Below are 18955 nucleotides of genomic sequence, written 5' to 3'. Positions count from 1 at the left end.
AAGCCCTCAAATAGGAAGGAAAACTATGGCAGGCCATTCACAATTTAAAAATATTATGCACCGTAAAGGGCGTCAAGATGCAATGCGCTCGAAAATATTTTCTAAGCTTGCGCGCGAAATTACCGTAGCAGCAAAACAAGGTGCTCCTGATCCAGCCATGAATCCACGTTTAAGGCTGGCTGTTCAAAATGCCAAAGCACAATCGATGCCGAAAGATAATATTGAACGCGCAATTAAAAAAGCGTCAGGCGCCGATGTCGAAAATTATGATGAAGTACGCTATGAGGGCTATGGACCAGGCGGCGTTGCCGTCATTGTTGAAGCTTTAACTGATAACCGCAACCGCACCGCTTCAAATGTGCGCGCCGCCTTCACAAAATCAGGAGGAGCCTTAGGGGAAACAGGATCGGTCAGTTTCATGTTTAATCGGATTGGTGAAATAATCTATAAGCCAGAAGCAGGAACAGCCGATAACATCATGGATGCAGCAATTGAAGCCGGTGCCGAAGATGTGCAATCAGAAGAAACCGGACATCATATTACCTGCGCATTTGAAGATATTGGTGAAGTTTCCAAAACACTTGAAGCAAAACTTGGTGAAGCAGAATCGATTAAAACGATTTGGAAAGCCACCACCCTTGCACCAATAGATGAAGAAAAAGCTTTGTCCGTTTTACGACTGATTTCAACATTAGAAGAAGATGATGATGTGCAAAATGTTTATGCAAATTTTGATGTCAGTGATGAGATTTTGGCAAAATTATCTGTATAATTCCCATCATTTACACAAGCCCTCTCTTCATGCATGAGGGCTTCAAAAGCATCTGTCACCTCTCCTCTTTATCCGCACATATAAAAGCCCCGCATCAATAGCAGGGGAAAGCTGTCAGTGCAACAAAAAACCACAATCAATTCCAGAAAACATAACAAAAAAAGAAAGCATACAAAACTCTATAGCCTCACGCCTTTCTTACATGCCCCAAAGATTATCCCTATATTCCTCTCTATTTTATCTTGTTGTTCTTTAAGATTAACCTCCCCACCCTCAAGTAATGAAAATGATCTAGCCTGTAAACAATTAGGATTTTCTTGACGTATTCCTATGACGAATCACCCATGGAATTCATTTGAAACTTAAGGCGCAAAAAACACACACTCCCCTAAATATTCGCCACGCACCTAAAAAACACTTAGAATATATCAAGGAGGGTTTATACGCCCTATATCCTCACACCTCAAAGGGCAGTGTTTTTACAACATCACAGAATAAAAATAAGCAAATGGAAAGCCAGAGCTAATTGTTTAGCAAAGTATTGTACAAAAAGCCGATACATCTCTCTAATCTGTTGCGGATAAATTTTTGACTTTATGGCATTAACTTTGTGGCATCGTATATTTCTAAAATAACGTCATTTATCTTAAAAATCTCTCCTTTTGCTCTTACCAATCAATCAAGATTCAGATCTAAAACAACCGCGTACTTGAATAAAACACATCAGAGAGCAATAGCCTCCCTGACAAGACCAAACTCTTCACAAACAAAATTGAAGAGGAAGTTTAAAAATATATAGCGACACTTTGAATAAAAAGTTGAAATCTAGAGACCTCAGAATTTTCGACTCTATTTTTTCAAGGTCTTGTTTTGAATTTTTTTAAGCATTTTCCCCAAGGAAATTCCATTATCGATCAACAACCATAGATGATAGATGAAATCTACATAACTCCCCATGCCCATTATAATCAATTCCTTCTTTTAAATAATTAAAAACTATTGAAATTTTGTGTAAACTTGAGACTATATTCCTTCTATATTCTGTATTTTTACGCATTTTGTTTTATTGTATATTGAGCAAAGGCGACCATGCTGGATCCGAAGCATCATTGGGGGTAGGGAGTTGTCGTTCATTGCGTCCCGTAATATCAATCGTATAGATTTTTGGTCCCATACCGGGATTTTTGCGAAAGAACATCAGCACACGACCATTGGGGGCCCAAGTTGGTCCTTCATTGTGAAACCCTGTGGTTAAAATTCGTTCTCCTTGCCCATCAGGGCGCATAACACCGATAGAAAATTGTCCGCTTAATTGTTTTGTAAAGGCGATATAGTCACCCCGTGGAGACCAAATAGGTGTTGAATAACTCCCATCGTTTGAAGAAATACGTTGAATATCACTCCCATCCGCATTCATTTTATAGATTTGCGGCTTTCCACTACGATCTGAAGAAAAGACAATTTGTTTTCCATCCGGTGAATAAGAAGCAGAAGTATCAATAGCAGAAGTTGTTGTAAGTCGCGTCATCGTACGGGTTCGTAAATCCATAGTGTAAAGATTGGCACTCCCATCATTTTGTAACAAACTCATGATAACTTTTTGTCCATCAGAAGAAAAACGTGGAGCAATTGTCATGTTATTAAACGTTCCGATCAACTCTCTTTGCCCCATTTCAATTTGTTGGAGATAAACATGAGGTACTTGATTGTCCTCATAAGCCATATAGGTCATTTCTTGTCTTTTTGGGGAAAAACGCGGTGTAAGCACCAATTCACTTCCATCAGACATATAAATCAAATTTGCGCCATCTTGATCCATCATTGCTAAGCGTTTAATGCGTGCATTTTGGGGGCCTGTTTCATCGATAAAAACAATTCGTGTATCAAAATAACCACTTTCTCCTGTCATTTCACTATAGATCTCATCTGCGATCATATGTGCCACACGCCGCCAACGTTCTGTCGCGGTATAAAAACGCCGTCCTTTCAATTGTCTTTGTCCAAACACATCCCATAAACGAAAATCGACCCTCAAACGTCCATCGATTTCTCTCATGACTTGCCCAGTAACTAAACCTTGCGCTTTTATTTTCTGCCAAGAAGCAAAATGCGGTTGTTTATTAGGATTAGAAATGTTTTCAAAAAAATTTGCTTTATCAAGCGGTAAAAAAAGCCCCGACCGTTCAAGATCGGCTGTCACCACAGCAGATATTTTCAACCCAATCGAATCATTGGAAATAAAGTCTGTAATTGCAATGGGAATGGGATTAAAATCAGCGCTCGAAATAGTTCCTTTCAATTGCGCATAACCCGATGAAATACTTGAAAGCCACAACCCACAAGTGACAATAAACCAAGCAAAACCTTTATGTCTCGTTATAGTCATCATGGAATGTGTCCTTTCGTTAAGCGCTTTTTTCTCGTTTATCATCTTATTTCTTGGAGGGGATCAACATTAAAGTCAAAACCTTGCCCCCATAGATCATATTGATCACGTGGGAGATCTGCATAAGGTTGGCATGAAAAGACAGCAGCATACACCTGCCTTATCATAATAGCTTGTTGACTCTCAAGTCCGCTTACGGGATCAATGATAGGATCGCCCACAACCATCCCTTCACGGTCTAAATAAAATCGCAACCGCACGACCGGACGATTTTTTAAATCGCCGCCAAGCGCCACAAGTTTAAGCTTCTGTTGAATACATCCCCCTACAATATTGACCAATGTTTGTGCCATTTTTGTGGTATCATTAATATTTTTTCTTGCACCCAAAGCTTCTGGTGTATGAGAACGTTTTGCTCCCCCTCCTTGCGACCGCGCACGATTGAGCAAATTATTTTCCTCCAGAGCTAAAATATCTTCAATGGTCTGTTTCTCTTGGTTTTTCTTATTAAGCTTTGGCGTCTTTTGATTCAATGCAGCCTCATTCTTCTTTGGAAATTCTCCGTCAAACTTTGGTTTAAACTGTGGAAGAAGAGATTTTTCTGGAAGTACAATTTTGGGCGCTTGATGAACAATCTGCTCTGCTGATACTTTTGGGACCGTTGGAGCCAATTCTTTTGGCGATATCATTTCTTCATTTTTGTGCGCAGGCTTGAGCGCAACCTTAGAGGCATCTTCCGGCACTCTCAAAGGCACCTCAGGCGCAACCTTGGGCGCATCCTCCGGCGCCTCCAAAGGCATCTCAGGTGCAACCTTGGGCGCATCCTCCGGCGCCTCCAAAGGCATCTCAGGTGCAACCTTGGGCGCATCCTCCGGTGCCTCCAAAGGCATCTCAGGTGCAACCTTGGGCGCATCCTCTGTTTTTGCTTCTAATAATTCTGGTTTTGTAAGTTCGGGTGCAAATGTTTCTGACGTGTTCTCGCTTGATGGTGGCGATGCTGTTTCAACGGGACGCGGCTTTTCCTTTGGTTGAAACGGTGCCAGACTATCTATTTGTCCCTCTCCAATATGGCGTGCATCTTCTTTCTCTTGTGATTGCATAGTTGGTTTGACGGCAGGGATTGCACGGATAGGAGCCTTCACGGCTCCTTGTTGAGAAGAAAACTCGTCCACTAAAGGAGCAAGAGTAATGGGAATTTCTTCCAATGGTTGTGGTAAAGAGACAGAGCTTGTAAACTGAATAGCTCCCCAACTGAGAAAAATGACATGGACCACAAGGGATAAAGCCAAGCCTCGTTTCATACTATGATAAGAGTCTTTGTTCATTCTTTATGCCTTACTTATGCCTTACATTTTTTCATTTTTAATCACTCTATGCTCTTTTTAAAAACATCTTAAAAACAACCGGTTACGCACAATTTTATTACTTATTATTTATTGTGCTAGACTTGCTAACGCAACTTGAGAAAACCCTGCTTTTTGAATATCCGCCAGCAGTTTTAATACTTGCTGATATTCAACAGTTTTAGCAACCCGCACAAAAACCCGTTGATCTTTTTGTGTAGCATCTGCTTCCAGAAGAGTTTTCAGGTGTGCAATCAGGGCCTGTGACGTTTCATAATAATCTTGATTAATGGCAAAGCGCCCTTGCGCATCAAGTGAAACCGTAAGAGGTGTTTTTTGAGCTCGTACGGGACCCGCTTGACTACGAGGCAAATCTAGAGGAACACCGTTCACTAAAAGGGGGGCAGAGACCATAAAAATAATCAACAAGACCAGCATGACATCCACAAAAGGAGTGACATTGATCTCACTCATCAGTTGGCTTTGTGAATGATGCCGCCTACGTGTATTTTTACGAGAAGAAGAAGCAACAGAAACGCCCATGGGATAAGATCCTTTTTATAAAGAGGAAGGTGCTGTGCGTGTTTCATCAATACGCCGCGATACAATTGTTGAAAATTCATCAGCAAAATTTTCTATTTGTGCAATGATGCGCGCACTTTCATGAGTCAACTTGTTATAAGCAATAACAGCTGGAATTGCTGCAAACAAACCAATAGCGGTTGCCAAAAGCGCTTCTGCAATCCCTGGCGCGACAATGGCAAGTGATGTATTTTGAGAAGCTGAAATAGAAAGAAAAGACTCCATAATACCAATAACTGTTCCAAAAAGTCCGATAAAAGGTCCCGCAGATCCCAGTGTCGCAAGAAAACTTAATTTTGATTCTATTTTTTCACTTTCACGTCCCAGCGTCAAATCCATAGCCTTATCAATTCTGCTCTGCAAACTTTTCGATGTATGGGTCCCTTTTTCAAGAGATTTTTTCCATTCAACCATTGCTGCTATAAAAACTGCGGATATACTATTGGTACGTTGACTTTTGCATGATGCATAAAGATCTTCTAGCGCTTTGCCAGACCAAAATGTGCGTTCAAACTGCTTTATTTCACGCCGTATTCTCCGATACGTAAAAATTTTATCAAAAATAATTGCCCAACTCCAGATAGAAGCGAGCAGCAACCCGATCATAACACCTTTCACGATCCAACTCGCTTGCATAAACAAATGCAACATTCCAATTGTTTCTGGATTCGTTAGTTCTAAATGCGGCATAATTTTTGTCCCTCTAAATGAAAGATGCATTTTTTTTAATTTTATAAAACAGATTATTTTATAGTTTCTAAATTTAAGTAAAGACTCTAGTTTCACATAAATCCATGCGCTAAAACAAGACTTGTTTCTTAAATTTCCTTAAAAAGTGATGACGAGAGACATCCCTCAATGCACGCCCCCCTCATTTCACAACAGCATTTATGAAAAATATAACGATAAGGACTTATCCATAAATACTATAAAAATAAAAGATATAAAAATGCATAATATTAAATCTATTATGCACCACCATCTTTACGTTTATAAAAAGAACGCTAAATCATCATACGCGTTTCCAGCTTAAAATACAGCGATAAGTCTTAGCACTTGAAAAGATTCGTAAGAGGTATTTTATTTCTTTCTTAAGTGTTTTTGTATCCACTCACCAACTCCGCTTGTGACATGTAAGAAAATGTTTTTTATTAATTCGCGGCAATAGAGCTTGAAAAGAAAAAATTTTACAAGTTTCAGAATTATCTGAAAGTGACAACGCAATGAATTATCATTGTAAATAAATATGTTATCATCATAAAAGATGACGCTTTGCCTCAGGCTATTATTTCTCTCATTTTCCATCGAATTGAATACGGGGTACACCATCGGGCACAAAAAACGACAATAAACCACCCTACAACACCTCACAACAATGCGCCTCACCCATGCACCCCTACGACGTCCTATGTAATCTAGTGTAAGTCTCATGTAATCTCACTGTATTGTGAATTAGCCCCTTTCAATGCCTATCATCTCTCTGGCACCATGGTATAACGTACAAGCTTCTGTGACATGAAAAAAGCCTTTTCACATTTTTACTTCATCAAAACCGGCTTCTTCGCTCTCTTTGCTCACTTGCGATATTTGATCGTTATTGCATTGAAAATGATCCATAAGGAACATTTTTACAATTTTTTCAATGATTTATATTGTTCTCTTATGATGTGTAAGCAAATGATTTTAATTGTTTCAACATGAACAGATTTGAAATGAAAGTATTTTATTCTATTCCTATTAGGGTTTGTGCCCATGATAAGTGATAATTTATCTTTCTAAGTCAATACATTATATAGAATAATATGCTGTTGAAACTTTAAATGCAAAAATGCATTTCTGCTTTGTATACATTGATCTCTCACTCATTCACTACGCTTAGAAGCGCACATAAAGTCATGCATGATGGATAGAAATGGATGAAACACGCGCTCTTGTGATGCCAAATGACAATCCAGTAAAAAAACAAATCAAATTGCTTAAAAACACCCTTTAGGTGTTTTGAGACAATTTTCGACCTAATAGCTTATTATCACTTTATTGCAATATTGTGCTGAGTATGTGCATTTTTATAAAAATAAATCTTAATCCATTTTTATTTTTTTATATTTTGTACTTTTTCGCTGCTTTCTGATGCCAACAAACCTTTCTTCAAAAGAAAGAAAATATCTTGAGTTTATAGCAGAAAATAGATGAGGCGACATTGATTTTGAATCATAACATGGATGAGGTATGTTTAATTTTGTGGGATATCATCTTCAATTTATTGTAGTTATTGTAGCAGAGGTGCTTTCTTTTGCTGTATCGTGTAACCTTGTTGGAAAACATTTAGGCTATGATAAATATGTATAATCTTAGATTGTAGATTACTTTATATCTGCTGATCTTTCCTGAAACTGCTAATTCAATGAAGAACACTTTTAACCAAGCATTTTTGCAAAAAGTTCTTTGGGTAAACGTCGCGGTTTTGCCTCCTCATTAATCAGAGCAATTTCAACTTTGGCTGTTACCAACGTGGTCATCTCATGCAAAATAGATTGCTCCATAAAAAAGCGGGCCCCTTGGATATGAGTAACACGTGTTTTAACGACTAAAAGATGATCAATTTTAGCTGGTCTTGAAAAATTAATTTCCATATGACGAACAACAAAAAACAGTTTTTCCCCCTCACCCCCTGCTGCTAACATCTTATTATTAAAACCGGTATCCCGTAAAAACTCTGAACGTCCTCGTTCAAAAAACTCAAGATAACGCGCATGATAAACTACACCGGAAAAATCTGTATCCGCAACATAAACGCGGACCTGAAAATTATGAAAAGCGTTTGTATGATTGCTCTTAAAAGGTGTTATTTCTGTCATCGACTTCATATCCCATAAAATCATCTAATATAGCAAATTATCTATCAATCAAAAGATTGAACACATTTTTGTGTTGAAGTTGTGAAAAGCAAAAAATTTTTAATAGTGCCAAACCTTTTTAGCCAGAATATGCTAAAAGAAGGCACGTCTCTTGTATTTTATGACCTTGCTATAAAATATTCACATAGTTTCTTTTAATAAAGAGAATGTCTTAATCATCTTCCCCATCCCATAAAGATGTCTGAAATGATGAATTCTCTTGAGCATCAGAAAGTTGAGAACGCCTTTGTATAGACGTTGTAGAGGCTGGAGCAGAAAGCCCTAAATGGCTCCAAGCCTTTTCAGTTAGAATGCGTCCACGAGCGGTTCTATGAATAAACCCTTGTTGGAGCAAATACGGTTCAACAATATCTTCAATGGCATCGCGTGGTTCTGATAAAGCAGCAGCAATTGTTTCAATCCCCACCGGTCCCCCTAAAAAAGTTTCCGCAATCAGGAGCAAGTAGCGACGATCAAGCGGATCAAGACCAAGATGATCAACCTCAAGGCGCGAAAGCGCTTCATCGGCGATTTTTTGGTCAATTTGTTTTGCTTGTTTAACCAAAGCAAAATCACAAACACGCCGTAAAAGCCGTCCGGCAATACGAGGGGTCCCCCGTGCTCGGCGTGCAATTTCATGAGCACCATCATCACTGATCTTGACGGCAAAAAGTCGTGCATTACGCTGCACAATATATTCCAATTCTTCTATAGTATAAAAATTGAGACGAATTGGGATGCCAAAACGGTCTCTCAGCGGCGTGGTCAAAAGCCCCAAACGTGTGGTTGCCGCTACCAAAGTAAATTTAGCCAGATCAATTTTCACCGAGCGTGCGGCCGGCCCCTCCCCAATGATCAAATCAAGTTGATAATCTTCCATGGCTGGATAAAGAATTTCCTCAATCGCCGGATTTAAGCGATGAATTTCATCAATAAACAAGACATCACGTTCTTCAAGATTGGTCAAGAGAGCGGCTAAATCCCCTGCTTTAGCAATGACCGGCCCTGAAGTAGAGCGAAAATTAACGCCTAATTCTTTTGCCATAATCTGTGAAAGCGTTGTTTTTCCTAACCCCGGTGGTCCTACAAACAAAACGTGATCCAGCGCTTCTTGCCGTGTTTTTGCTGCTTCAATAAATATTTTTAAATTAGCCCGTGCCGCTTCTTGACCAATAAAGTCATCGAGAACTTGTGGCCTCAAGGAACGATCTGGATCGTTAGGAAGGGGGGCGGAACCCAGAAGGCGTTTATCTTCATCTTTATGCATTGTTACCTTGATTTTAAGTAGGAGAAGAAAGCAATTTGAGACTATGGCGGATCAGCAGGGCAGAAGAAACAGTTTCCCCCTCAAGAGCATTCATCGCAAGAGCAAGAGCACGGGATGCATGTTCCCGTTCAAACCCTAGCTTCATCAACGCGGAAAGCGCATCATGCGCAGGTTGATTGGTCATCTCACGCTGAGGAACAGAAACAGTCTTGACCGCCTGTTCAAAGGGGAGTGTTTTACTTTTCAGTTCACCCACAATTCTTTCACTGACTTTTTTACCAACGCCCGGCGCTCGACTAATCATCGCAACATCATTTAAAGCAATAGCCTGTGCAAGTTCATCTGGCGATAAAGTACCCAAGATTGCCAAAGCAACCTTTGCCCCTACTCCAGGAACATTTTGTAGAAGACAAAACCACTCCTGTTCAGCTCTTGTAGCAAAACCAAAAAGGCGGATTGCATCTTCCCGAACATGCGTTTCAATAAAAAGGCTTAACGCCTCCCCAACCGAGGGTAAAGAAGGACGCAGACGATTTGACACAAAAACAACATACCCCACACCGTGAACATCAAGAAGGATATGATCATCAAAGATATGCTCAAGAGTGCCCTTTAATTTGCCAATCATGCTTTCACCCCAATCATATCGCCATCCTAGCCTGATAAGATCGGTCAATACTCTTACGATGCATACTATGACAAAGAGCAAGAGCAAGAGCATCAGCTGCATCACTGCTATCAAATTCAGCCCGTGGGAGGAGAACTTTGACCATCATATGGATTTGTTCTTTAGCCCCATGTCCAACACCAATAACCGATTTTTTCACTTTGTTGGGCGCATATTCAAAAACAGGAAGAGTTGCTTGCGCAGGAACCAGCAATGCAATTGCACGCGCTTGCCCAAGTTTTAAAGTTGCTGTAGCATCTTTGTTGACAAACACATGTTCTACAGCAGCTTCATGGGGCATAAATTGATGCACAACCTCTGAAAGACCTTTGTGGATCTGACATAGCCTGGAAGCCAGCTCACACTGTACATCAGAAGAAACCGTCCCTGCTGCAATAAACTGAAGACGATTACCCACAACATCGATAATGCCCCACCCTGTACGCCGTAATCCGGGATCAATGCCTATAATACGAATCGTCTCTGCCATAAACTACAGTCTATACACTTTTCCCCCTTGTGAATAAAGACAAGACCACAAAGAAAACAACAACCCAAGACAAAACCAGTAAAAAGATAATCATACCCCCAAATTTATACAATTATAACACACAACGAACAGCATCTTTATGGAACACACTTTATGAAGCATAACTGAAATCAATCAAAACCATTCACACATTACAAGCAAGCACCCTCTAAAGCATAAAAATTCCCTTTCTATATCATATCTAATGCCATAACGGTTAAACATCGCAAGCGAGCAAATAGAGAGTGCTGGATTGTACATTCATAAGTGTAAAGAGGCTATGCAATGGATGGTACACACTTTGCGAAAACTTTTTACATTATAGCATGACGCTACCATTATAAATCAACACATTGATTTATAATGGTAATTAATTATTTTGTATGTTGCATAAGAATCCCGAATATCCTAAGATTTTCTCATTACAAATCTGTTTATCTTGAATCAATCAAAACCATTCGCTTACATATGAAACGTGGGATTGCCGTATAGAGTGAAACTGTACAAGAAAGGACTAAAAATGCCTCTAATGAATTGTCTCAAGCGCCAAAGGCTGTTGCAACATTGGGGACTGGCAAAAGATGATGATAATGCCGGCTTTTTCCCTTGCAAGCGTAAAAATGAGAGAGGCTCAACGGATGTGAATAAGAACTGAGAGGTGTTTTTGAATATACTCATCACACCACAATGACATTATGTAAAGAGGAACATTGCATAGAGAGGGACATTGCATGGGGGCACAAGGAACCCATGGGATGTTCATTATATGGCACTTTATTTTGGATATTTTATTTTACGCGAGGGAAATAACTTCCATTCAAAACAAAAGAAGCCCCAAAACTGCAACAATGTGTATTATCCTCATTAACACACACTTTACAGCAACTTTATAGGCATAAATTATAGAGCATAAATAAATTAATGTACAAGCCCCTGCTCTATCTAGCGTCTAATCATTATCAGAGCCAAAACAAAATCACACGATAGATCAACAGAAAGTGTTCCAGCTGCAATCAACCAAAGTCGATTTCCCACAAAGACCAACCATACCCTATTCCATGCCATAATTCGAAATCAATACCTATCCCTCTCTCAGCTATAAACTCAAGATATTTCCTACGCTCAAATAGAAATTAGGCAGAAAAAAGCACTCTAGATTGGTTTTAGTTGTGAAATTTTGGTTGTAAAAAATGGATATACTGCTCTAAATATCGCAAGAAAGAAGCAAGAAGCTATTTTTCTCAGAACGCCCAAAAGCTGTTTTCAGTAATTCGATTTATTTTCCCACTGGATTATCATCGTTCAAGATACAGCCGCCGCTTATTGACCAAAGTGCTTAAACTACAGCCGCATCTCTAAATGAAACAAAATGCACGCTTCTAAACGTAATGAATGAGAACAAATTGACGGGAAGTTTCTGGCAATTCATGCCAATGAGGGGGTTCAAGTTCCAATGTCGGTGTATGAAGTGACACTTTTACAGTTTCTTTTTTTATTTGTTCTGATGATATTTCCCCTTCACGCAAAACAAGGGGAGTACCTCTAAGAACGCCCAAAGGCTGTTTTGAGCAATTCGATTTGTTTTCCCACTGGATTATCATCTTCTAGAGCACAGGAGTCCGCAGTTTCCCACCCAGCACGCATATAGGTTATCCGCGCTTCTAAACGCAATGAATGAGAAACAAATTGGCGAAAAATTTCTGGCAATTCATGCCAATGAGGGGTTTCAAGTTCCAATGTCGGTGTATGAAGTGACACTTTTACAATTTCTTTTTTTATTTGTTCTGATGACATTTCCCCTTCACGCTCTGCGCGAAGAAGAAGGAGTTGAGAAGCGATTTGCATAAGTCGTGTACTTAAATACATAGCCTCTTTCGCATAGACTGCAGAAACCTCTGCCGAAAGAGAGCGTGCCACTAATTTCCCTTCTGAGTCAATATACGCTGCGGTTTTTTCAATCAGCGCCATTGTTTCTTCGTAGAGACGATTAAAAGCATTTTCAAAAGCATTATGCTCAATCATGATAATAGGTTCATCATATGGACGTTTATGTACACTCACGCTTTTATACTCCAAGTATCAGCACAAAATCATACCCCTCAACGAACAGAGTATTAAAAAGTTTCTTTTGTTGCTGTATAGAACGCTTTTTTTAAACTGCTACCTCTTTTAATTTTTTTGCGCAACGCACTTTTTATACTAAGGTTAACGTGCCCAACAAACACTATAGGAATGTTTTTTATAAACGGATCATTTTCCTTGAAAAGGACCACTGCCAAGATTGCCGTTTCTCACAATAATAAGCGACTCCAAATTGCAAAGCAATACCCGTTATTATTAAGAAGGTATCGGAAAAAACCGTTTCTGTCATCACTGTTTTTATAATTTGTCCAAACATCGCAAAAATGGTTCCCGTTACAAAGACCGGTAAACTATGTTTTCCTAAAATTGCTAAAGGATGTTTCTGAGAAACATAAAACCATTTATTGATGCGCGGCAAAGAAAGAATGAGAAAGGCTAATGCAAGAACATGGAGTAAACGTGGCAAGCTTAAAAAGGTTTTATTAAAGTTCAACAATGGGGAAGACCAGCCAAGCCACCCCAAAATGCCCCACCAGTTTAAGCGAACCCATAACAGCGCCAACAAGAGATACGCTGCCGCACAAACAATCCAAAAAGACTGAAAAGCGATTTTTTTTCCTTGTTTAAGCGCTAAAGTACTGGTCAATCCTATGACAAATAAGAATTGCCAAGACAAAGGATTTAAAAACCACTTTCCCTCTAAAGGATAAGAAGGAGGAGCAATTTTATAAAATCCGCAGATAAGATACAGTGTAAAGGAGCCCAAAAGCAGCCATTTTGTCTGCTTACAACTCAAATAAAGGATAAAAGGCGCAAAAAACATCAAAACGATATAAAGAGGAAGAATATTATTATATCCCAATTGATGCCCAAAGCTTAAGGTACTCAAAAATGCGATACCAGGCTCTTTAAAAAAGAGTCCCACATTATTCATCGATAAAAGTTTTTCTGTTCGCCATAATAAAAAGGCAGCAAAAAAAAGGCTTAACATGACAAAAGTAGTAAAAAGATATGCGCCATAGAGCTGCAGAGCTCTGTACCACAGTTTTCGGATGATAAAAGCAAAGGATTTTTGCTGTAACCGCGCATGAAAGCTTAACCCCAGAGAAACCCCTGAAAGCAAAACAAATATTTCTGCACAATCAGAAAAACCGAAATTTCTATGAGTAAAAGACTCATAGATCGTTCTGGGAATATGGTTAATGAAAATCGTCAATAAGGCTAAAGAACGAAAAACATCAATACGTGTATCTCGATGAGAAGATTGTGTATTATACTCAAGAACACCTTGGTATTTCATCAGTGGACTCCCACACGTTGCAAACCCCTTGAAGTCCCATAAAAATGGTGCTTACCCTTATTGCCAACAAGCATGAACAGGATGAAATTTTAATTTTTAAGTGTCAAGTTTCATTTTAAGCGTTTATTTTTTAAAAGGCAAAAGTTTTTTAAAGGCAAAAGAACGAAAAGCGTCCATACGTGTATCACAGCAAAAAGGCGACATATTATGCTTAAAAACACTCTCATTTCTCATAAGCAGGCTTCCACACACCCACAAATCCTTTAAATTACGTGAAAATGGTGGTCACTTTCATCGCAAATAAGCATAATAGAATGAAACTTTAATTTTTAAGCGTTATTTTTTCTAAGAAACAGGGATTTGACATGACAGAACAAAAAAATAAACCAATTGATCCACCTCTTTTCCCTCAGTTGATTTTAACACTTGATGTTCGGCGCAACACCCCACAAACATTTTTGCAGCAAATTTTACAAACAAAGTCTTTTGCATGCGTCATCCTCTATGATTCTGAAAAGTTGAAAGATGATAGCTCTTTTTTACAACAACAAGCGCAAATTTACGCAGAAGATATTCAACATCATGACGCAGCCCTTCTCATCGCTGATGACAGCCGCATTGCTGGGCGCATAAAGGCTGATGGATTGCACATAGAAGATGATCTTAACGCTCTTGAAAGCTTCAAAAATCAGCAGAAGGAACAAAAAATCATAGGCTTTGGCAATCTACGCAATCGCCATAGTGCTATGCTTGCAGCGGAAACAGGTGTTGATTACCTGTTCTTTGGAAAACTCGGTGCTGATAAAAAACCCCATGCGCACCCCCGCAATCTCCAGTTAGCAACATGGTGGGCAGAGATTATGCAAACCCCCGCCATTATCCAAGCAGGAAGCGATTTTTCAACTTTTGATGAAGTCTTAAAGACTGGATGTGAATTCATTGCTGTAGAAGAAGTGATTTTTGGGAACGACAACCCCTTAATACTGCTTAAAACAATGCAAGAAAAATGTAAAAACACCCCCTTGTAATACAGGAGGAGAATTTATAAATAAAGCGTTAATAAAAATCCAAATACTCACCACTATATTACTTATATAGAACACACAATAACAGATAAAGAGGATACCTCGAAACTCAATAAAATTGCTTAATAATTCAATCAAATTGATGAAAAATCTATCGTCTTGTTTTCATATAATATATAGAAAAAAGGATCATAAAAACTTTCTCGTTCTATGTCTTATAAAGACAAAGCATTATGATTGGGGAAAATGGTCATTTTCAATATTGGTGCTGAATACCAATAGCTGACGATACGAATATGCAGGGGACATAAAAATGCAATATAGAGGAACACTTGAAGATCTTAAAAACATAATTTGCAAAGCTGGATATCAAATCATAGAAAGTAAATTACTAAAACATGATTCCCCTGAAATATATCAGATCAAAACCTACGAAGGAGGCATTATTAATTGGTATAAAAGCACAGGAAAACTTCAAGTTCAAGGCAAAGAAAACATAAAACAAAAGTTAATAGAAGATTTAGCAAAGCATCTAGAAGAAACATCAACGATTCCTTCCTCAAAAACTGCCTCTAATACCTCAAATAAAAAAATCTTTATCGTTCATGGTCATGATTGTTATGCCTTAACGGAGCTTGAAAATGCTCTTCTCAAGCTTGATCTCGAACCATACATTTTACAAAACACGAGTGGTAATGGTTTAACCATCATTCAAACTTTGAAAAAAGAAATTTGTAACGGTTCTATAAAATTTGGTATTGTACTCCTCACGCATGATGACATGGGTTATGCTATATCTCAAGATGAAGAAAAAATTCAACCCCGTGCACGACAAAAGGTTGAAGAAAAAATTCAACCCCGTGCACGACAAAACGTTATTTTCGAAATGGGTATGTTAGCTGCCGCGCTTCCTCTTGAGAGGATTGCTATTCTACAAAAAGAAGGCATTGAAATGCCTTCAGATGTTGGTGGAGTTTACTACCTTTCTTTTAAAGAGCAGGTAAAAGAAACATTTCCCAAACTTATTAAGCGCTTACAAGAAGCTGATTTCTCTTTTCATATAAATGAAATTACTCATGCATTAAATTAAATTTGAATAATGCTTATGTTTATTTTTTAAAGTGCACGCCTAAAACTACAAGGCACCCCACCCCACCACATGCCACAGACACACATCCTATAGCACAGAGAAACGATCATCCCCCCACCCTTCCTCAAACAGCAAGCAATTGTGTAAATTTAAATGAAGAGACCGCGTGTGAATTCATTACCGTAGAAGAAATCATTTTAGTCTCTTTGATAAACGCGGGGCTGTTGTCATGATTTTGGTAATTGTTCCAGAAAGGTTTAAGAGGCAGATAGCCTCTCATTAGATTAAAGAAAAATAGGAAATTCACGTCGGGCATGTACTACAGCTACAATTTCGATTTGATTTGCAGCTACTCGATACAATATAAGGTAATTTGGATGTGCTACAATTTCTCGTAATCCTAATACCTTCTCACTCTGTCTGTATAAATATGGATGTTCAGCCAATGGCAGTACGGATGCTTCCAAAAACCTTTTCATTCGGCGCGCCAGCAGATGGATTTTCGCGAGCAATATACGTTAAAATCTGACGCAAATCGTCGCGCGCCGAAGACAACCAAACAACCGGAAGCATCACTTTTCCTGTTCAGCTTCAAGCTGACTGATTATAACTTCCATTTCAGCCATAACCTCATCATGCGGAATAGGAGGATATGGATTTGCAAGACTTCTCGCTACCTTATCGCGCAGCCATGCAGTGTAGCTGCTTTCCTGTTCAACGGTTTCGAACTCTGAAATTAGCGGAGAAAGGGTGGTCTTCATAATATATGTCCTTTCTATTCCTGAATATTGAAGATAATTACTCTTGTCTATGTTGTCAATATTAGCGAATTGAAAATGTTTAACTTTTAAGCATCCAAAGTTCTTTTGATCTTAAAACTTAAGGCCTTCTAACCCTCTCAAAAAATACGGGGATGTTGTCATGATTTTGGTAATTGTTACAGAAAGGTTTAAGAGGCAGATAGCCTCTCATTAAAAAACAAATTTTGTAAGTAAAAAACTATTTTTATTGTAAATTTTCTGAAATTACTTTATGAATTAAAAGATGTTTTGGTCGCATACGCAACGACCAAGAGGGTCTTGAAAGCCCGAAAATCTAAACATGAATTTACCCCACTTTGTGGGTATCCCGGAATTCCGGGAGTTTTTGCTATGTCCAGGTGCTCTTAGCACTAAAAGCAAAAAAAGCTGATTAGATTTCAGTACTTTCAAGCTCCCGGAATACTCATGCGAGGGCGCTCGCAACCGGCGGGAAAAATGCAATCTCAAAATCTTAATATTGATATTTTCATTGGCAAAAAAATTCGTTTGAGACGAAAAATGCTAAAAATGTCTCAAAAAACATTGGGTCAACATTTAGGTGTTACTTTCCAACAAATCCAGAAATATGAAAACGGCTTAAATCGTGTCAGCGCAGGGCGATTAAAAGAAATTTCTGATATCTTGAATGTTCCACTTTCCTTTTTTTATGCGGATATCTTAACAAAACAACAGCCCCCATACCTTCATGATGAAATCGCATCAAGCACAGAAGAATATCTGCTACTCAAAAGATTTAGAGTTCTAACCTCGATAAAACAGAAAGCCATTTTACAGCTAATCTCTGATGAGAATGCAAGCTAACATCACACGGATAGCGCACTATTCATAAGCATTCATACGTATTTTAAAAAGCAACCTCCATTGTAAGCATTTTTTCATTTTAAGAGGAGAAGCCCTTGATATAATAGAAGATAAGCATCTTTACATACGATAACCCTTCATCATTATTATTTTTAACAGAACTGTTTTAAACAGTCTGTCTCTCGTCGACATTTATGCTACTTTTTTAACTTACCCAACCCTACCTTGAACCAAGACGAAAAACTGAGAGATAAAAAGTAATATAGAAATGAGATTCTTATACGGCTTGTAATGATGAAAAAAAAATGTGAAAATTCTGATCGGTAATGAGGAGAAAACACCATGATCAAGAGAAGTGTGAAGCTGCTTATCTTAGGCGTGATTGGGCTTACAAGTTCTGCTGTAAGTTCAGCGGGAAACACTGAAGAAATCTCAAATTCTGAAAGCTCTTTCAATACGATTCAAGAAGCTTCAAACACTCAAGAACCTTTTCAGCCCTTAAAAGCTGGAGACTATGACCAAGCCTATGACTATTACATCCAAGGTTATTATTTAAAAGCTTTTCGTGAAGCACTCCGACGTGCTGAAAAAAATGATCCTTTTGCACAAACTCTTCTTGCCCGAATTTATATGGAAGGATGTGCTGTTCCTATTGACGGTGCGCGTGCTGCTTTATGGTTTGAGCGCGCTGCAAAACAGGGGGAACCCCAAGCACAACTACGCTATGGACTTATGTTGTTTGATGGTCACTTTATAAAACAAAATCAAGAACTTGGTGAACAGTTCATTCAAAAAGCTGTCAATGCAGGCGTCAAGGAAGCCTATTTTTATTATGGACAACTGCTTCTTTATAAAGCCTCACAGGAAAAACAAGCTCTCCCTGGTGTTTCTTCCCAAAGTCGTGAAAATGAAGCAATAGAGCAAGCATTAAAATGGTACTTAAAAGGTGCTGCTCTTGGGGATGCTGAAGCGGCTTTTTCTGCTGCAAAAATTCTTTCCTTAGGCACATTAAAACGACCAAAGGATGATCGCAATGCCCGCAAGCTCATGGAAGTAGCAGCTCAAAACAACCACTTAAAAGCTCAACTTCATTTAGCACAATGGCTTGTACAGGGGCGTGGAGGAGAAACAGATTTTCAGCGTGCTTTTCATTTACTTCACAGAAATGCCATCAACATGGTAGCACCAGCACAGATTTCCCTTGCAAGGCTTTATCGAGATGGCACAGGAACAAAAGGCGATATAATAATGGCAGCGGCATGGTATATGCTCGCAAAGGAGGCAAAAATGCAAGCTCCTGATCTTGAAATAATGCTCCAAGGCATGGACAAGACACAACTAGAAAAAGCGCACAAAGAAGCAATAAAGCTCCTTCCTGTTTTTTAAAATACTC

At 38.8% G+C, this 18955-nt stretch carries 19 protein-coding genes and 1 pseudogene; 5 read left to right on the top strand and 15 right to left on the bottom strand.

Features of this window, described 5'->3' with window-relative positions; all coding sequences use genetic code 11:
• Window positions 1–25: 25 nt before the first annotated feature.
• A complete protein-coding gene (locus ACFIMX_RS05075) occupies window positions 26–772 on the top strand; it encodes a YebC/PmpR family DNA-binding transcriptional regulator (RefSeq protein WP_254492472.1) in 747 nt (248 codons plus the stop codon).
• Window positions 773–1835: 1063 nt separating this feature from the next.
• On the opposite strand, the gene tolB is transcribed toward ACFIMX_RS05075, so the two are convergent.
• From tolB to ACFIMX_RS05015, 12 genes and pseudogenes are all read right to left on the bottom strand, one after another.
• Entirely contained in the window at window positions 1836–3161 is a 1326-nt protein-coding gene (tolB, locus tag ACFIMX_RS05070; protein WP_375694115.1) for a Tol-Pal system beta propeller repeat protein TolB, read from the bottom strand.
• A gap of 38 nt (window positions 3162–3199) precedes the next feature.
• Complete coding sequence (locus ACFIMX_RS05065; RefSeq protein WP_375694114.1) at window positions 3200–4483, bottom strand: cell envelope biogenesis protein TolA; 1284 nt, start codon at window positions 4481–4483, stop codon at window positions 3200–3202.
• Window positions 4484–4591: 108 nt separating this feature from the next.
• Complete coding sequence (gene tolR, locus ACFIMX_RS05060; protein WP_375617874.1) at window positions 4592–5044, bottom strand: protein TolR; 453 nt, start codon at window positions 5042–5044, stop codon at window positions 4592–4594.
• A 15-nt stretch (window positions 5045–5059) separates the two neighbouring features.
• Window positions 5060–5773: a protein TolQ gene (tolQ, locus tag ACFIMX_RS05055; protein WP_375640353.1), complete on the bottom strand. Its 714-nt coding sequence runs from the start codon at window positions 5771–5773 to the stop codon at window positions 5060–5062.
• Window positions 5774–7500: 1727 nt separating this feature from the next.
• On the bottom strand, window positions 7501–7941 hold the full coding sequence (gene ybgC / locus ACFIMX_RS05050) for a tol-pal system-associated acyl-CoA thioesterase (protein WP_375611759.1): 441 nt from the start codon (window positions 7939–7941) through the stop codon (window positions 7501–7503).
• Between the two features lie 211 nt (window positions 7942–8152).
• A complete protein-coding gene (gene ruvB, locus ACFIMX_RS05045; RefSeq protein ID WP_375617872.1) occupies window positions 8153–9247 on the bottom strand; it encodes a Holliday junction branch migration DNA helicase RuvB in 1095 nt (364 codons plus the stop codon).
• A gap of 13 nt (window positions 9248–9260) precedes the next feature.
• Window positions 9261–9875, bottom strand: a complete 615-nt coding sequence (gene ruvA, locus ACFIMX_RS05040; protein WP_375617871.1) for a Holliday junction branch migration protein RuvA — start codon at window positions 9873–9875, stop codon at window positions 9261–9263.
• A 13-nt stretch (window positions 9876–9888) separates the two neighbouring features.
• A complete protein-coding gene (gene ruvC / locus ACFIMX_RS05035) occupies window positions 9889–10404 on the bottom strand; it encodes a crossover junction endodeoxyribonuclease RuvC (RefSeq protein ID WP_375640355.1) in 516 nt (171 codons plus the stop codon).
• Between the two features lie 981 nt (window positions 10405–11385).
• Window positions 11386–11508 (bottom strand): hypothetical protein, encoded by a 123-nt coding sequence (locus ACFIMX_RS05030; RefSeq protein ID WP_375640356.1) that lies wholly within the window; start codon window positions 11506–11508, stop codon window positions 11386–11388.
• Between the two features lie 211 nt (window positions 11509–11719).
• Window positions 11720–11966, bottom strand: a pseudogene (locus ACFIMX_RS05025) (DUF1465 domain-containing protein); the annotation flags it as partial.
• Window positions 11967–11985: 19 nt separating this feature from the next.
• Complete coding sequence (locus ACFIMX_RS05020) at window positions 11986–12504, bottom strand: DUF1465 family protein (protein WP_375617868.1); 519 nt, start codon at window positions 12502–12504, stop codon at window positions 11986–11988.
• A gap of 178 nt (window positions 12505–12682) precedes the next feature.
• Window positions 12683–13825 carry an OpgC family protein gene (locus tag ACFIMX_RS05015; RefSeq protein ID WP_375694113.1) on the bottom strand — a complete coding sequence of 381 codons (1143 nt, stop codon included), beginning with the start codon at window positions 13823–13825 and terminating at the stop codon, window positions 12683–12685.
• 365 nt (window positions 13826–14190) lie between these two features.
• Here ACFIMX_RS05015 and ACFIMX_RS05010 point away from each other — a divergent pair, with 365 nt between their 5' ends.
• Complete coding sequence (locus tag ACFIMX_RS05010) at window positions 14191–14853, top strand: thiamine phosphate synthase (RefSeq protein ID WP_375694112.1); 663 nt, start codon at window positions 14191–14193, stop codon at window positions 14851–14853.
• Between the two features lie 310 nt (window positions 14854–15163).
• Window positions 15164–15940 (top strand): TIR domain-containing protein, encoded by a 777-nt coding sequence (locus tag ACFIMX_RS05005; RefSeq protein ID WP_375694111.1) that lies wholly within the window; start codon window positions 15164–15166, stop codon window positions 15938–15940.
• A 284-nt stretch (window positions 15941–16224) separates the two neighbouring features.
• Here ACFIMX_RS05005 and ACFIMX_RS05000 read toward each other — a convergent pair whose 3' ends face one another.
• Genes ACFIMX_RS05000 through ACFIMX_RS04990 form a run of 3 tightly spaced genes read right to left on the bottom strand, consistent with a single transcriptional unit; the run spans window position 16225 to window position 16701 of the window.
• Window positions 16225–16419: a type II toxin-antitoxin system RelE/ParE family toxin gene (locus ACFIMX_RS05000; protein ID WP_375694110.1), complete on the bottom strand. Its 195-nt coding sequence runs from the start codon at window positions 16417–16419 to the stop codon at window positions 16225–16227.
• Window positions 16379–16513: a hypothetical protein gene (locus ACFIMX_RS04995; protein WP_375694109.1), complete on the bottom strand. Its 135-nt coding sequence runs from the start codon at window positions 16511–16513 to the stop codon at window positions 16379–16381. The genes ACFIMX_RS05000 and ACFIMX_RS04995 overlap by 41 nt, the downstream gene beginning before the upstream one ends.
• Window positions 16513–16701 carry an antitoxin gene (locus ACFIMX_RS04990; RefSeq protein ID WP_375619989.1) on the bottom strand — a complete coding sequence of 63 codons (189 nt, stop codon included), beginning with the start codon at window positions 16699–16701 and terminating at the stop codon, window positions 16513–16515. Before ACFIMX_RS04990 ends, ACFIMX_RS04995 begins: the two co-directional genes overlap by 1 nt.
• Window positions 16702–17196: 495 nt before the next feature.
• On the opposite strand from ACFIMX_RS04990, the gene ACFIMX_RS04985 reads away from it, so the two are divergent.
• A complete protein-coding gene (locus ACFIMX_RS04985; RefSeq protein WP_375694151.1) occupies window positions 17197–17562 on the top strand; it encodes a helix-turn-helix domain-containing protein in 366 nt (121 codons plus the stop codon).
• Between the two features lie 342 nt (window positions 17563–17904).
• The gene (locus tag ACFIMX_RS04980; RefSeq protein ID WP_375694108.1) at window positions 17905–18948 is read left to right on the top strand and encodes a tetratricopeptide repeat protein; all 1044 of its coding nucleotides are present in this window, start codon (window positions 17905–17907) and stop codon (window positions 18946–18948) included.
• Window positions 18949–18955: the final 7 nt, after the last annotated feature.

Origin of the sequence: Bartonella sp. AD24XZML, assembly GCF_042196485.1 — a bacterium.
GTDB lineage: Bacteria > Pseudomonadota > Alphaproteobacteria > Rhizobiales > Rhizobiaceae > Bartonella.
The sequence above is the reverse complement of the archived record's forward strand: the minus strand, read 5'-3'. Positions and strand labels throughout refer to the sequence as shown.